Source organism: Anaerostipes sp., assembly GCF_018381315.1.
Taxonomy (GTDB): domain Bacteria; phylum Bacillota; class Clostridia; order Lachnospirales; family Lachnospiraceae; genus Anaerostipes.
On the sequence record NZ_JAGZSD010000002.1, the window covers coordinates 45,788 to 62,613 of the forward strand.

Here is a 16,826-nt window from a genome sequence, read left to right on the forward strand (position 1 = left end):
TAATTTTTTATACTGAGATAAATACCAATGAACGTACCAAGCTTCCGGGAAAACGAAAAAATTAACAAAAAAATATAAGGTTTTCAAAGCCCGGAGAGTTGTTTTATTCAATTCAGGTGAAAAGTCCCAAATATACAAAATCAACACGATTTGAAACAGAATTGACATAATGAACCGGAAAAAGACATGTTATAATTTATGATATATGATATTTTGACCAGCGGTCTGGAACACTTCGGGAAGGCAAACAAAGTGAAGACTGAGCTTAGTGCGAAGGCCTCTGAACTGGTCAAAATGGACGCAATGTCTGCTGGGGAAGGGGAACCATAAAACAGAAGGTGCCTTTTTTCGTTTATAAATTGATTAAGGAGGAATGTCTATGCGGATAGCGGTTTGCGATGACTGTATGGAAGATGCCCTGTCCCTTAAAAATTATCTGGAAGGGCATGAGGTCAGCCTCTATTCCGACGGGGAAGGTCTTTTGGCGGACGTGGAGGGGGAAAACAGACGGTACGACTTATATCTTCTGGATATTTTCATGGATGTGTCTGTGAAGGAAGCGATGGATTCTTCCGGGGATGAGGCAGTGAATCCGGCGGCGGATGCCGCTGTTAATCCCCCTATGGATGGAATTGAGCTGGCGAAAAGGCTGCGGAGGATACAGGAAGATACACCGATCTGTTTTGTCTCCTCCAGCGACGATTTTTACCGGGAAGCGTATGACCTGTACGCCCTTCAATACCTGATTAAGCCTGTAGGGGAAGAAAACTTAAGGGAACTTTTGAGGAAGGTGGAAAAGAAACATGCAAAGCATTCTGACGGCAGGGAGAAAGCACTGGTTTATTCCTGGTGGGGAAAAAACGGAGCTATCCCTTACAGTGAAATCCTGTATATCAGCAGCAGGGGTCATGTCCTGTCCATCTGCTGTACGGACGGCAGAGTGCAGGAAAGCGTGGGAAAACTGGGAGATCTGGAGGAGCAGCTTAGCGGGAAGGACTTCCTGCGCTGCCACCAGAGCTTTATTGTTAACATGCGGCATGTCCGGGGATTTGCCGGCACGGAGCTTGTGCTTGCGGCAGGCGGGCAGAAGGTTCCGGTATCAAGACGTTATTATGCGACAGTAAAAAAGCAGTATCAGGAACTGCTGTTTGAGGAAGTGGAATGAGTATGAAAATATTGAGGGATTTATCTGTGCTGTGGTCGCTGTTTCATATCCTGATCCTGTTTATCCTGCTGTACCGCTCCCGATATCCGAGGAAAAAGACGTTTGTTCTGACAGGCGTATTCATGGCGCCTCTGATCGTGCTGAATGTAGCGGGGCTTATTCTGTACGGGCCAGAGTTTATGGGGAAGATATTTCTCATCACCTGCACTTTGCCCAGCTTTATCTTCTTCTGGTTTATGTCGGAGGACAGGAAGGGACAGTTTTTCTTTACCTTCTGCCTTGCGGATACGGTGTCTTACTGGATACTCGCGGCAACGAACCTTTTGGATTTCTATTTCGGCGGGGAGAAATATATTCTCATGTTCATCGGGCGGCTTGTCTTGTTCCCGCTGATCGAGTGGGCTGCGGTGCGGTATCTGAGGAAGCCTTACCGGGAACTGCAGAAGTCAGCGGCACGGGGATGGGGGTTGTTTGCAGTCATGTCGGTGCTTTACTACCTGCTGCTTGCAGTCATGGCAAATTACCCCGTGATCATCACCGGGCGTCCGCAGGAACTTCCGGTATTTCTGCTTGTAATGACGCTGATGCCCATGACCTACGCCACGATTCTTGTGGCGATGTACCGGCAGCTTCTGTTCTTTAGAAAACAACAGAGCGAGCGGATTCTCCTTGAGCAGAAGAACTCGCTGGAGGCACGGCTGGAGAACCAGCAGCGCATCCGGAAGATGAAACACGATATGAAGGGATATACCGCTACCCTTTCCGGTCTGCTTGCGGAGGGCAAGACTGAGGATGCGCTGACCTACTTAAAAGGCGTGGAGGCGGAGACGGATGTGCTGTTAAAGCCCTTCTGTCCCAACCCGTACATCAATGCGGTGTTTGTCCATTACGCAGGGAAATTCGAGGAAATGGGCGCAGTGTTTAAACATGATATACAGATCGGGGATGAAGAGCTGCCTTACATGGAGCTGTGCCAGATCGTGTCAAACGGCCTGGAAAATGCCTGCGATGCCTTAAAGGAGCTGGAGAAAGGGCAGCGGGAGGCTGCCGTCTATATGAAGTATAACAGGGAATACCTGCTGATACGGATCAAGAATAAGTGCCGCAGTGACCTGTACGTGGAAAGGGGGACGATACCCGCCACCGGCAAGGAGGGCGGCGGCCACGGATATGGCCTTGCCACGGTAAAGGAAGCAGCGGAGCGGCTGGACGGGGATATGTTCTGTTATGCCAGCAGCGGGATGTTTATATTGGATGTACTGGTTGCCAGTGATACTTTTCCGGGAGGAAAGCGGCAGGAGTACAGGCAGATATGAGACAGACATTAGGAATGGGATGGATCTGAGGATTCAGTAAAATATAGGGGAGACGGAGGTTAGAATATTATGAAAAAAAGAAAGGGAAATTTTCGGAAAAGAATGTTTGCGCTGCTGCTTGTAGCAGGTATAGTGTCAAACTCCGTATCGGTCTGTGTACCGGCGCAGGAGGGAAGCGGGGCGCTGCAGAGCGTCAGCGGGAATAGCACGGAACAGGCGAAGGAAGAGACGGAGCCTGTGGAGGAAACCGAACCCGGAGAAACGGAAAAAGTGGTAGAGGACACCGCGATGGCGGGACAGGAGGACACAGAACCGGAGACGGAGGAAAAAATGCCGGAGAACGTCAGCCAAAATACCGCAGCGGACGAAACACATGCTGCGGAGAGTACAGAGGACATTCGTGTCCCGGCAGCTGCAGCGGATGCTTATAAAGCGGCAAGAGGCAGGAGTACTTCTAAGAATTATAATACAGACACTGCGATTGGCGGCGATTGCAGCAAGAATGGCGATGGTACGCTGGCATGGACTTTCGACAGTACAGCCGGTACGCTGACGATTACCGGAAGCGGAGAGATGAAGGATAATGCCTGCAGGCCGTCAGGCGGCTGCTGGTATAATTACAAGGACAGTATAAAATCGGTGGTCATTTCCGGTGCGGTGAGTATCGGTATGAATGCGTTTTATGACTGTACCAATCTGGAAAGCGTGACTATACCGGAGAGTGTGCAGACGATAGATATTGCTGCTTTTAAGAGCTGCAGCAGTCTGGACAATGTGACCATACCGGGCAGTGCGACGATCACAGGTTTTTCAGTGTTTGCTGACTGCAGCAGTTTGAAAACGCTGACCATACAGGATGGAGCAAATATCACAGATAGCCGGGTGTTTGAGAATTGTACCAGCCTGACGAAAGTGACCATACCGGGCAGTGTGCAGAACATACAAAAAAGCACATTTGAAGGTTGTACATCACTGGAAAGCGTGACCATAGCGGACGGGGTGCAGACCATAGGGAACAGTGCATTCAGTGACTGCAAAGCCCTGACGGGAATCACCATACCGGGCAGTGTGACAAGCATAGACTGGTATGCGTTTAATAGGTGTACCAGCTTGGCGAAGGTATTCTTTCAAGGCACAGACACAATCCCTGCCGTAGATAGCTCTGTTTTCTATAGCTGCCCGTGTGTGGCAGGAAATACAAAGGGGCTTATTGTCCCTGCCGGAAAGCTGGCGGATTATGAGAACAAATTTGAATCTTCGCTTGCACCGCATATTACAGACGGCACATATACCGTAACTGTTAAGGAAGGAACCGTCAGCGGCGGAACAGGCAGTGCAAATTATACACCAGGAACCACCGTAACAATCAAGGCAAATGCCCCTGCAGTCGGAAAGCAGTTTGACAAGTGGGTGGTAAACAGCGGAAGCGTGACCTTAGCTTCTTCTACGAGTTCTGCCACAACCTTTATTATGCCGGAAAGTGCGGTAACTGTGACGGCGACATATAAAGACGGGCATACACATGTCTATGGGAAAGAGTGGCAGAAAAACGGGACACAGCATTGGAAAACATGCTCCTGCGGAGATGAAAAAGACAGGGCGGACCACGATTTTGGAAGCTGGGTAACCGATCAGGAGGCAACAGAAACTGTTTCGGGAACCAGGCACAGAGAATGTCAGACATGCGGTTATAAGGAAACGGGAACCATTCCTGCAGCTGGAACCGGAACCGTTACCCCGGAAGTTAAGCCGGGGAATAATGCTCCGGCAGCCAGCATTTCCACCCCGAAATCAGAGCTGGAAGAGATGCTCCTGACAGAAGAAGAAAAGCGGCAGGTACAGGATGGAATCAATATCCGGATTGTCCTTGAATTAAAGGATGCAGAAAATACCGTGAGCAATTCGGATAAGGAGAGTATGAAGCAGGCATTAAATGGTTTTACAGTTGGACAATACCTGGATATTGACCTGTATAAGCTGGTAGGGAAAAAGCGCACGGATATAGCCGAGACGCCAAAGAAGATAAGCATCGTCATGACTGTGCCGGAAAGCCTGAGAAACAGAGACAGCGGCAGAACAAGGACATTTGCGGTAGCCCGGGTACATAACGGCAGGACAGAGATTTTGAACGATGTGGACAGCAGCCCAGATACTATTACCATAGAAACAGACCGCTTCTCCACCTACGCAATCGTTTATAAAGATGCATCAGGCAATGACGATAACGGCAGCCATGGCAGCAGCACCAATAACAATAGCGATAATCGTGACAGCAGTCATAACAACTCTGACAAAAACGGCATAAAAACAGATTCGGCAAAGGACGATGTGCCAAAGACAGGGGATTACACATCGGCAGAGCTGTATGCCGCCCTTGCGATGATTGCCGGATTTGCCTGTCTGCTTTTGTATTTTTCAGACCGCAGAAGAGGCATAAGCGAGGAAACCAAGTAAGAGTTTGCCGCAGGAATTGCTGTATGGGCAAAAGCTGCTGAAAAGCAGTACAGGAAAAGAGACTTTTTCAGGAGACGTAAGTGGATGCAGGTGTTCTGTCTAACAGACACCTGCATTTTTACATCTGCAGATACGATACAAAAGCAGCGCAATTCTCAGGTTAATTAAATTAACATGTTTTCATAAAAATGCATTTATATTATAATGGTTCCATACGGAGGTATGACATGCGCCTGTTAATTGTAGAAGATGAAAAAGATTTAAGGAATATATTAAAAAAGAAATTGACGAAAGAGCATTATACAGTGGATGACTGCGGAAATGGATTGGAAGCACTGGATTATATCACTATGGCAGATTATGACGGGATGATCCTCGATATTATGCTTCCGGGGCTTGACGGACTGGAATTGCTTAAAAGGATCCGCAGTGAGGGCAATGACACACCCGTGTTGTTTTTGACTGCAAGAGACGGTATTGAAGACCGTGTGAAAGGTCTGGACCTTGGAGCAGACGACTATCTTGTAAAACCTTTTTCATTTGATGAATTGATGGCAAGAGTACGGGTCATGATGCGGAGAAAACCGTCTTTTATATCAAACCGTCTGTCAATCGCTGATCTTGTTTTAGACTGTAAGACGAAAGAGGTAACCAGAGCCGGCCAGAAGATTTTACTTTCCAGCAAAGAATTTATGGTGCTTGAATATATGCTCAGGCATCAGAATATTGTGCTGTCCAGGGATCAGATCGAGCAGCATGCATGGAATTATGATTTTGAAGGCGGATCAAATGTGGTCGATGTTTACATCCGTTATCTGAGGAAAAAAGTCGATGAAGGATTCGGGTGCAGACTGATCCATACCGTGCGGGGAGTGGGATACGTGCTGAGGGAAGAAGAATGAAGAGATTTTCAATAAAGAAAAAGGTAACGCTGTGGTATACGGGCATGATTGCTGTCGTACTGGCAGCAGTATTTGCAGGAGTACTTATTTTTATCAACCAGCTTGAACTGTCCAAAACTGAGGAAGATCTGCAGGGAGCAGTGGCAGATTTTGCAGACGAGTTTGAGTTCCAAAACGGAACTTATTATCTGAACCCGGAGGTGGATTATTATGATGACGGCGTCATGTTCTGCATCTATGATCAGGACGGAAGGCTTCTTCACGGAAGTATGCCGGTAGAATTTCCTAAAGATCTAAGGCTTCAGTCTCATGAGGTAAGGAATATTAAACAGGGCAGCAAGCAGTGGATGGTTTATGATGCTTCCTATCAATACGGAACGGGAAAAGCAATATGGGTCAGAGGTATTGCCTCTATTCATGGCATGGAGCAGGTTATGCGTTTGGTTATGCTGGCTTTTGCGGCTGTATATCCGCTTTTAATCCTTGCCATAGGCATGATCGGATATATTATGACGAAGAAAGCGTTAAAGCCGGTGGATGATATATGTACCACTGCGGAGGAGATCAGCAGCGGGGCAGATCTGTCAAAGCGGCTCTTAGTGCCGAGGACGGAAGATGAGATGCATCAGCTGACATGCACGTTTAATGAGATGTTTGACCGCTTGGAAGCATCCTTTGAGGATGAGAAGCAGTTTACATCCGATGTCTCCCACGAACTCAGGACGCCGGTATCTGTGATTATAGCTGAATGCGAGTACATTTTGGAAGATGACAGTGTCACTGAGGAAGACAAACATGAGATCCGCATTGTGCTCCGTCAGGCGAAAAAGATGTCTGATCTCATCGCGCAGCTTTTAATGATCGCCCGGTGCGAGAGGGGGAAGGAAAATTTCCAGTTTGAGGCTGTAGACATGAGCATGCTGGCAGAGATGACTCTGGAAGAGCTGTCCGGACAGGCAGAAGAGAAAAAGATCCATCTTCTGAGCGAGATTGAACCCGGACTTATGGCAAAAGGAGACCAGATGCTGCTGACCAGGATGCTGATTAATCTGGTAGAGAATTCCATTCAGTATGGAAAAAGAAATGGGATCGTAAAAGTATCTCTTTTCAGCAAAAACGGAAAGATCAGAGGAATTGTAAAGGATGACGGGCAGGGCATCGGATCTGAGCACTTGGATAAGATATGGAATCGTTTTTACCGGGCAGACAGGAGCAGAAACAGTCAAAGTCAAGAGAGGGGTACCGGTCTGGGCTTGTCTATGGTAAGATGGATTGTCAGGATACATGAAGGGCAGATATGGGTAAAAAGTAAGGAAGGAGAAGGTTCAGAATTTATCTTTGAATTAAAGGAAATGTAATTATGGAAAAGAGAGAAAAGTTTTCGTCTAGGATTGGATTTATTTTAATATCGGCAGGGTGTGCCATAGGAATCGGAAATGTGTGGAGGTTTCCATTTGTGACCGGGCAGTATGGAGGGGCTGCATTTGTGCTGGTTTATTTGTTTTTCCTGTTTGCTCTGGGACTGCCGATCATGGTTATGGAGTTTTCGGTGGGACGTGCCAGCCAGAGGAGCATTGCAACCTCATTTCAGACATTGGAGCCGGAAGGGACAAAGTGGCATTGGTACAGCTATTTCGGAATGGCAGGAAATTATCTTCTGATGATGTTTTATACAACGGTTGCAGGATGGATGATCAGCTATTTCTTTAAAATGCTGAAAGGCGACTTTGTAGGGAAAAATCCGAAGCAGGTGGAGGCTGTGTTCGGGGATCTGTTATCCAGGCCGGAAGTGCTGATCTTCTGGATGATGGTTGTTATTATTGTTGGATTTTTGATCTGTTCGTTAGGACTGCAGAACGGTGTAGAAAAGATTACCACAGTTATGATGTCCTGCTTGTTTTTAGTCATTCTTGTGCTGGTAATAAGATCGGTTACACTGCCGGGAGCATCAAAAGGACTGTCTTTTTATCTTGTGCCGGATTTCCAGGCTATGAAGGAACAGGGGATTATGAAAGTTGTCTCGGCGGCTATGGGACAGGCCTTCTTTACCTTGAGTCTTGGGATCGGGGCTATAGCAATCTTCGGAAGCTACATAGACCGGTCTTACCGGCTGACGGGGGAAGCTGTCAGTGTGGCAGTATTGGATACGCTTGTTGCCCTCATGTCAGGCCTGATTATCTTCCCGGCCTGCTTTGCCTTCGGCGTGCGGCCGGACAGCGGGCCCAATTTGGTGTTTATCACACTGCCAAATGTATTTAATGAGATGCCGGGTTCCAGAATATGGGGAGCATTGTTCTTTCTTTTTATGTCCTTTGCAGCATTGTCGACCATCATTGCAGTCTTCCAGAATATTATTTCTTTCGCACAGGACCTGTGGGGATGGACAATAAAGAAAGCAAGCATTTTCAATGGAGTACTGATCAGTATTTTGTCACTTCCATGCGCACTTGGGTTTAATGTATGGAGCCACATCATGCCGTTTGGGGCAAACAGTACGATTCAGGATCTGGAAGATTTTATTGTGAGCAATAATATCCTTCCGCTGGGGTCTCTGGTTTATCTGCTGTTTTGTGTTACCAAGTACGGATGGGGCTGGAAGAATTTTAACGATGAAGCCAATGCAGGAAAAGGTATTAAATATCCGGCATGGACGAGAAAATATGTTACGTTCATTCTGCCGCTGATCGTCATCTTCATTTTTGTACAGGGATATATAGAAAAATTCAGATAGAATTAAGAACGAAGTGGGAACCATGTACACTTTGTGCGACAAATGCAATAAAAAAGGTCTTGGAGAAACGGCTCCAAGGCCTTTTTTGCGGACATTTTTACAGGAAAATTACCCTGCCTGTTTTCATATAGTGTACTTTGTCTTTCATTGTTTCTTTTAATATGCCAAAGGCAGGAATCCCGGTGCAGTGCCCGGTATAGACCCCCAGGAGATCCAGGGCAAGCAGCTGTTCTCCCAGCCGTCTGATTTCTTTAGGGCTGCCGCTCATGCTGTGTGCACCCCGGAGTCCCATAGTATGGAAGCCCCCGAATACATAGGAAACTTTTTTCCCGGTAGCCTTCATGGCCCGGTTGACTTCTTTGATAATAGAAACCACGCCTGCATGGCAGCAGCTGTTGAACATTACAAGATCGTGTTCACGCTCAAAGACCAGACTTTGTTCATGACGGAAATCATCCGGCGTAAATCCATGTTTAGTCCTCAGATACATGTGACCTTTGCGTCCCTTTTCAGAAAGGCCGTGTATACTATGGGAGATTACCCAGACACCGGGTTCTGCCTCTGTAATGCCGGAGACAAAACACAGACGGCTCCGGTATTCTTCTAAAAGTCCTTTTGGTATTCCGATATACTTCCGGAAAAACAGAACTTTGGAATAACAGTTTTCCAGGGCTTCTTTCTGCAGATAAAGCGGGGTTTTAGAATTCCTGGCGAAGAATTCCCTGAAGCCTCCGGAATGGTCATAATGAGCATGAGACAGAAAAGCTGCATCGACTTTTGACAGATCTACATCCATCTGTTCTGCATTCTGCAAAAACTTGCCGGAGGCTCCTGTATCCAAAAGATAACTGCGTCCTTTGTATTCAATGTTTATGGCCAGTCCATGTTCTTTTAAGAGAGCGTCCGGGGCCTGATTTTCAATAAGAATTGTAACTTTCATAGGTTTTGTCTCCTGTAAAGGCTTTTAATCAGCAGGTTTGTCTTTCGGAATAGCTACATTTAAAATAATGGCAACCAGAGCAGCCGGCACGATACCGGAGCCGCCGAAAATCAGCTGGACTGCCTGGGGCAGGTTGGCCAGTGCATCTGAATTTGCGCCGAGGCCATATCCGAGACCCAGGGCAACGGAGACGATGGTTACCACACGGTTGCTTACGCCGTCTTTTGTAATCAGCTGGATACCGCTGACAACGATCGACGCAAACATCATGACAGCAGCACCGCCCAGAACAGACTGCGGCATGATGGAAACCAGTGCGGCCAGCTTCGGAAACAGCCCGCAGATCACAAGGAATCCGGCACCCATAGCAATAGAATACAGGTTGACGACCTTTGTCATTCCTACAAGCCCTACATTTTGACTGAAGGATGTATTGGGAAGAACTCCGAAGATGGAGGCAAAGGAGGAACCAAGCCCGTCACAGATGACACCGCCGGACAGCTCTTTGTCTGTGGCTTCCCTTGAAAGACCGCCTTCTGTAATGCCGGATATATCACCTATAGTCTCCACAGAGGTTACGATAAACATAATGGTGATAGGAATGACTGCTTTCAGGTCGAAAATAATTTTTACGGGCATAAGTTTGGGGAGAGAAAACCAGCTGGCAGCTGCGACTTTATCCCAGTTTAATACCCAGGAGGCTGTCTGTACAGCACCCTCGGAATTGGTGTAAGTGTGGGGCAGAAATAACCCGAGAATGCCGCACAGGATATATCCCACAATTACGCCGATTAAGATGGAGGAAGAGCTGGTCACCCCTTTTGTAAAATGTTTTAAAACAACAATGACAATCAGGACTGTGGCTCCCACAAACAGATTTGGGAGAGAACCGAAATCTCCGGCTCCTGAACCTCCGCCAAAGGAGTTGATTCCTACGGATATGAGAGATAAACCGATGGCCATAACAACTGTACCCGTGACTACGGAAGGGAAAAATTTTCTGAGCGGTTTTAAGAACAGTCCGAGGACACCTTCAAAGAGGCCGCCGATCATGCTGGCTCCCAGAATAGCGCCGTAGGCAGCGATTCCGCCTCCCATTGAGGCTGCCACTCCGGAGCATACGCCGATGAAGCCGGAGCTGGTTCCCATTACTACCGGAAGGCGGGCACCTACAGGTCCGATGGTAAACAGCTGCACAAAGGTTACAAGTCCGGCTACCAGCATAGCATTCTGCAGAATGGAAACCTGCAGAGGAGTGCCTGCTCCGATGCCGCAGGCACCGGCGATCAGAATGATCGGAGTAAGATTTCCGGCAAACATTGCCAGTACGTGCTGCAGTCCCAATATAACAGCTTGGGGAAGGGGAATCTTCCCTTCCAGGTCATGAGGGGAAGAATACGTTTCGTTTTTCATTTTATTTCTCCTTTTATGTATATAAATAATAAGAAAAACGGAGTGTGCCTATGCTGATGCTGCAGGAACATTCTCCGTTTTCTCTTTTTAAAATAGCATAAAGGGTAAAAAATGTCAAAAAATATACTACGGGATGCCAATATAGCAAAAAGTTAAAAGGGAGAATAAAAAGATAAACGGTATAAAAATAGGAAATATCAGGGTTGCAAAAAGTTTTTATGACAACAAAACCGCCATTTATTACATTGACGCCCAAAAATCTGAGATATGATGTATAATTAATCTAAATTCAAGGTTCCCTCCCTTGAATTAGAGATAACCCTCTCTCACACATTAAGTGTATTTTGGTATAATGAAAGGCCTTCCATCGCCAGGTGGAGGGCCTTTCATTTTTATTCCAGAGCTTTTGCTATTTCGTAAAGCTTCATTCCATTGGACCCCTTTACAAGGACCGTATCATGCTCCTTTAAAAATTCCTTCAGAAATGATATCAGTTCTTCGTTGGAGGCAAACCACCGGGTTCTCAGTGAAGGATTCCCTCTCAGAGCTGCTTCTGCGTATTCTTTGGAGAGCGTACCAGTAATATAAAGATCAGTGACCTTTACGGATCCAAGGTATTCTCCCACTTCCTTATGATATCGGGGAGAATCCGGGCCCAGTTCCAGCATATCAGACAGTACGGCTATTTTTCTGCCGCTGTCCTGATAGTCAGATAATATTTTGAGTCCGGCTTTCATAGAATCTGGACTGGCATTGTAGGCATCGTCAATGATCGTATAGCCGTTTTGCTTTATAATGTTCTGCCGCTGTCCTGAAAAGGTTGAAAGCTGCTTTTTGATGACGTCCATCGGCACATCATAGGCAAGGCCTAAAGCAATAGCGGCAAGAGCATTGGATACATTGTGATCTCCAAGGGCATTTAATACGACAGGTTCCCTTGTTTCCCCATAAACAAAGGTGAAATGCGTTTGGCCCCCGATTTCCTCAGCCTGGTCAGCACGGTAAGTACAGTCTTTGGCAAAACCAAAAAACTCATATGGATGTGTTACATAATCAATGTGTTTTCGGATCATATCGTTATCACCGTTCAGATATATTACACCGTTTTTTGGCAGGCCGTTTTGTATATCCAGTTTTTCACGGCAGATATTGTCACGGCTGCCCATCTGTTTAATGTGTGAGACACCCACATTGGTGACTACTGCCGCATTGGGATGGATCATCTCTCCAAGAATTGTAATCTGTCCGGGTTCGCTCATCCCCATCTCCAGCACACCGATCTCGTCCTCTGAGGTGAGACGGTCCAGAGTTAAGGGCACGCCTACCTGGCTGTTCTGGTTCCCGATGGTCTCAAACACACGGTATTTTCCTTTCAGGACATGGGCGATCATTTCACGGGTCGTAGTCTTTCCTACACTTCCGGTGACACCGATGATGGGCAGTTTCATTTTGTTTCTATAATAGGCTGTGATCTGCTGCATGGCTTTCAGGGTATCCGGTACTCTGATAAACGGATGCGGTCCTTCTGCACGGTCATGTTCCTGTGTCAGAGCAGCTCCTCCGTCCTTCAGGGCACTGTCGATAAATTTGTGGGCATTCACCCGTTCACCGATGATCGGTACAAACAATGTATGAGGACCCACTGCTCTGGAGTCTGTGCTTATGCGTTCTATTGGCATAGAAGGGTCGCCGCACAAAAGAGTGCCGCCGGTTGCGGTTAAAATATCCTGTATGGTCATATGTTCCATAATCTTACTCCTTTATCTTCTTATCTTTTCTTTAGCATTATAGCACAGGAAATGGTTTTGTGGTAAAATCTAAATATCTGTATATAGTTGTTCGATAAATCAAAGGAGGACACATTATGAGAAGGAAAAAACTGATATTTGCCGGAATGTTTGCTGTGGCCGCGGCAGCAGGGCTGGCCGGATGCAGTCATAATAATACAAAACAGGAAACTGAAAAAACAACAGAAAAGACAACTGAGAAGAAGCAGACGAAAGGGAAAAAAGCTTCAGAAGCATCAACCGAGGCTGAAAAGCCGGATGTGAAAGAGTGCATCATCTACGCACCGGATGACAACGTGGAAACACTGATTAACGGAAAGGTGAAGATCCGGGATGTGACGGCACAGAAGCTTCTGAAAGAAATGATCAAGATGGGGACTCTGGAGGAGGGGACTAAGATCAATTCGTTCCAGATCAGGAAACAAATAGCTTATATTGATTTTAATAAGGCATTTGAGAAGACACTGCGTAAAATGGGCAGCTCCGGTGAGGGACTGACAGTCCAGGCGGTGACAAAGACCATCTGCGATAATTTAGGAACAAAGGCTATGAAGTTTACAGTAGAAGGAAAAGTTTTGGAGACCGGGCATAATATTTACGATGAGCCGCTGAGACCGGGCGAAGAATAAGTACAGGAGAGAAAGTCCATGAGTTTTACACACTTACATGTTCATACAGAATACAGTTTGCTGGATGGATCCAGTAAGATTGACGAGCTTGTGCATCAGACCAAAGAGCTGGGGATGGACAGCATCGCCATTACAGATCATGGCGCCATGTATGGTGTTATTGATTTTTATAAAGCTGCCAAAGCAGAAGGCATAAAGCCTATTATCGGATGTGAGATCTATGTGACGGCAGGATCCAGATTTGAAAAAGACGGACGGCAGGGCAGCAATCATTATTTTCACCTGGTTCTTTTGGCTGAAAATGATTTAGGATATCATAATCTGATGAAGATTGTATCCAGAGGATTTACGGAAGGATTTTATTATAAGCCGAGAGTGGACTATGAAGTGCTGCAGACATACAGTGAGGGAATCATTGCACTGAGCGCCTGTCTGGGAGGAGAAATTCCCACTTATATCAGGGAAGGAAACTATGAAAAGGCCAAAGAAACGGCTCTCAGGCTGGAGAAGATTTTTGGAAAAGGGAACTTTTTTCTGGAACTTCAGGACCACGGAATCAGCGAGCAGACAACGGTAAATTCAGCTTTGCTGAAGATGTCAAAAGAAACAGGCATCGAGCTGGTGGCTACCAATGACCTTCACTATACATTTGCAGAGGATGTGGAGCCCCATGATATTCTTTTGTGCATTCAGACCGGAAAAAAAGTGGCTGATGAGGACAGGATGAGATATGAAGGCGGGCAGTATTACCTTAAATCTCCTGAGGAGATGGAACGTCTCTTTCCGTATGCCAGAGAAGCTTTGGAGAATACAGGAAAGATTGCAGAGAGGTGCAACGTAGAGATTATCTTCGGCGAACAGAAAGTACCAAAGTTTGATGTACCGGAAGGCTTTACATCCACTTCATATTTAAGAAAGCTCTGCGACGAAGGCATCAGCCGGCGCTACAAGGATGTGTCGGAGGAACTCAGAAGCCGTATGGAGTTTGAACTGGACACGATTGAGAATATGGGATATGTGGATTATTTCCTGATTGTATGGGATTTTATCCGGTATGCCAAAGAGAACGGGATTGCCGTGGGGCCCGGGCGTGGATCGGCAGCGGGAAGTATTGTATCTTACTGTCTTGAGATCACGGATATTGAACCTACCAAGTACCAGCTTCTGTTCGAGAGATTCCTGAATCCGGAGCGGGTATCCATGCCGGATATTGATATTGATTTCTGTTATGAGCGCAGGCAGGAAGTAATTGATTATGTCGTGGAGAAGTACGGAAAAGACAAGGTGGTCCAGATCATAACCTTCGGAACGATGGCGGCGAGGGCTGTCATCCGTGATGTGGGAAGAGTTCTGGATATTCCTTATGCTAAAGTGGACGGCATCGCAAAGATGATTCCCAATGAGCTGAATATCACCATTGAAACGGCATTGAAAAAAAGTCCCGACTTGAAGAAGGCATATGCGGAAGATGAAGAAACGAAATATCTGGTCGACATGTCTAAGCGGCTGGAAGGTCTGCCGAGGCACGCGTCCATGCACGCCGCAGGTGTAGTTATCGGCAAGGATTCCATTGATGAATTTGTGCCTTTGGCAAAAGGCACAGATGAGGCGATAACGACACAGTTTACCATGACCACAATCGAAGAACTTGGACTGCTCAAAATGGACTTTCTGGGACTTCGGACCTTGACCGTCATACAGGACGCAGTGCATCTGATTGAAAAGAGAGAGGGAAAACCGTTTCATATTAACCAGATTGATACGGAAGATGCAAAAGTATATGAGATGATCGGCCAGGGGCGGACTGAGGGTGTGTTCCAGCTGGAAAGCGGCGGAATGAAATCTTTCATGAAGGAACTGAAGCCGGAGAGCCTGGAGGAGATTATCGCGGGGATTTCTCTTTACCGTCCGGGACCTATGGACTTTATCCCGAGATATGTAAAGGGAAAAGTAGATAAAGAGAGTATCCGCTATGACTGTCCGCAGCTGGAAAAGATCTTAAAGCCCACATATGGATGTATCGTATACCAGGAACAGGTTATGCAGATTGTTATGGAACTGGCAGGATATACCCTCGGGCGAAGTGATCTTGTCCGCAGAGCCATGTCTAAGAAAAAGGGCGATGTCATGGTGAAGGAGCGGAAGAATTTTGTTTACGGAAACGAGGAAGAAGGAATTCCCGGATGCATCAAAAACGGGATTGATGAAAAGCTGGCAAACCATATCTGGGATGAGATGCTGGATTTCGCCAAGTATGCCTTTAATAAATCCCATGCGGCGGCCTATGCGGTTGTCTCCTACCAGACTGCCTATCTGAAGTGCTACTATCAGAAAGAATTTATGGCTGCATTACTGACATCTGTTTTGGGAAATACTAATAAAGTATCAGAATATATTTATGCCTGCCGGAAAATGGGAATCAAGATACTGCCTCCGGATATCAACAAGGGCGAAGGTGCTTTCTCTGTGGATGACGGGTGTATCCGTTACGGACTCAGTGCCATCAAGAGCCTTGGAAAGCCTGTCATAGAAGAGATATTAAGAGAAAGATCCGAGCATGGTCCTTTTAAAAGCCTGAAAGATCTGGTGGAACGGCTTTCCAGCAAAGAAATGAACAAGCGCACAGTGGAAAGTTTAATCAAATCCGGGGCACTGGACGGGCTGGGACGCACAAGGAAGCAGCAGATGTTTGTCTATGCAAGCATCCTTGAAAGTATCCAAAAAGAACGGAAACACGAGATTTCCGGACAGATGAGCCTGTTAGACTTTCTGTCTGAAGACCAGCAGGAGAGCTTTGAGATAAAGTATCCGGATGTGGGAGAATATGATAAAGAGCAGAGGCTGGCCATGGAAAAAGAGGTGCTGGGAATCTATGTAAGCGGACATCCTCTGGAAGATGATGTGGAGATACTGGAAAAGCTCACAACAGCCAGTACAGCGGATTTTGCCGCAGAAGAGGATACAGGGCAGCCGGTACTAAAAGATAAGCAGACCTGCATCATCGGCGGCATTATCAGTGATATGAATGTAAAGCTTACGAGAAATAACCAAAATATGGCATTCTTGACCGTTGAAGATCTGATGGGGACTGTGGAGGTCATTGTATTTCCGAGAGAATTTAACAATTACCAGCACCTTTTGAAGGAGGATGCCAAAATTTTTGTAAAAGGCAATACTTCTATTTCTGAGGAAGAGAGCAAAATGGTCTGCAGCCAGATCAGCACATTTGATGATCTGGCCCAGGAAATCTGGGTGCAGTTTGATGATAAGGACCGGTTTTTCGCTGAACAGGAGAAATTTTATGAGATGCTGAAGCCCTACAGGGGCAGCAATCCTGTCATCGTCTACTGCCGCAAGGAGAGAGCAGTAAACAGGCTTGATCGGGCTTTCGCAGTAAGCAGTGAGGATGAACTTATTTATGCACTTGGAGAACGATATGGAAAAGGAAATATCAGGATAAAGAAAACAGGCTTAAAATAATTATATTGA

Annotated in this window: 11 protein-coding genes; 8 read left to right on the forward strand and 3 right to left on the reverse strand. The window is 46.5% G+C overall.

The annotated features are described in order from the left end of the window. Positions 1-379: 379 nt before the first annotated feature. The 6 genes from KH180_RS01575 (at position 380) to KH180_RS01600 (ending at position 8,568) form a co-directional block, all read left to right on the forward strand. Positions 380-1,165 carry a LytR/AlgR family response regulator transcription factor gene (locus tag KH180_RS01575; RefSeq protein WP_290755717.1) on the forward strand — a complete coding sequence of 262 codons (786 nt, stop codon included), beginning with the start codon at positions 380-382 and terminating at the stop codon, positions 1,163-1,165. Continuing rightward, positions 1,162-2,481: a GHKL domain-containing protein gene (locus KH180_RS01580; protein ID WP_290755718.1), complete on the forward strand. Its 1,320-nt coding sequence runs from the start codon at positions 1,162-1,164 to the stop codon at positions 2,479-2,481. Before KH180_RS01575 ends, KH180_RS01580 begins: the two co-directional genes overlap by 4 nt. Positions 2,482-2,550: 69 nt before the next feature. Then, complete coding sequence (locus KH180_RS01585; RefSeq protein ID WP_290755720.1) at positions 2,551-4,935, forward strand: leucine-rich repeat protein; 2,385 nt, start codon at positions 2,551-2,553, stop codon at positions 4,933-4,935. A 227-nt stretch (positions 4,936-5,162) separates the two neighbouring features. Then, positions 5,163-5,837, forward strand: a complete 675-nt coding sequence (locus tag KH180_RS01590) for a response regulator transcription factor (protein WP_290755722.1) — start codon at positions 5,163-5,165, stop codon at positions 5,835-5,837. Continuing rightward, positions 5,834-7,195 (forward strand): HAMP domain-containing sensor histidine kinase, encoded by a 1,362-nt coding sequence (locus tag KH180_RS01595; protein ID WP_290755724.1) that lies wholly within the window; start codon positions 5,834-5,836, stop codon positions 7,193-7,195. The genes KH180_RS01590 and KH180_RS01595 overlap by 4 nt, the downstream gene beginning before the upstream one ends. A 2-nt stretch (positions 7,196-7,197) precedes the next feature. Further along, positions 7,198-8,568, forward strand: coding sequence for a sodium-dependent transporter (locus KH180_RS01600; RefSeq protein ID WP_290755726.1), 1,371 nt, complete (start codon positions 7,198-7,200; stop codon positions 8,566-8,568). A 97-nt stretch (positions 8,569-8,665) separates the two neighbouring features. Here KH180_RS01600 and KH180_RS01605 read toward each other — a convergent pair whose 3' ends face one another. The 3 genes from KH180_RS01605 to KH180_RS01615 form a co-directional block, all read right to left on the reverse strand. Beyond that, on the reverse strand, positions 8,666-9,508 hold the full coding sequence (locus KH180_RS01605) for an MBL fold metallo-hydrolase (protein ID WP_290755728.1): 843 nt from the start codon (positions 9,506-9,508) through the stop codon (positions 8,666-8,668). Between the two features lie 24 nt (positions 9,509-9,532). Beyond that, positions 9,533-10,921 carry a uracil-xanthine permease family protein gene (locus KH180_RS01610; protein WP_290755730.1) on the reverse strand — a complete coding sequence of 463 codons (1,389 nt, stop codon included), beginning with the start codon at positions 10,919-10,921 and terminating at the stop codon, positions 9,533-9,535. 392 nt (positions 10,922-11,313) lie between these two features. Beyond that, entirely contained in the window at positions 11,314-12,669 is a 1,356-nt protein-coding gene (locus KH180_RS01615; RefSeq protein ID WP_290755733.1) for a UDP-N-acetylmuramoyl-tripeptide--D-alanyl-D-alanine ligase, read from the reverse strand. A gap of 116 nt (positions 12,670-12,785) precedes the next feature. On the opposite strand from KH180_RS01615, the gene KH180_RS01620 reads away from it, so the two are divergent. Both KH180_RS01620 and KH180_RS01625 read left to right on the forward strand, forming a co-directional pair. Beyond that, on the forward strand, positions 12,786-13,337 hold the full coding sequence (locus tag KH180_RS01620) for a GerMN domain-containing protein (protein ID WP_290755734.1): 552 nt from the start codon (positions 12,786-12,788) through the stop codon (positions 13,335-13,337). An 18-nt stretch (positions 13,338-13,355) separates the two neighbouring features. Beyond that, on the forward strand, positions 13,356-16,817 hold the full coding sequence (locus KH180_RS01625; RefSeq protein WP_290755736.1) for a DNA polymerase III subunit alpha: 3,462 nt from the start codon (positions 13,356-13,358) through the stop codon (positions 16,815-16,817). Positions 16,818-16,826: the final 9 nt, after the last annotated feature.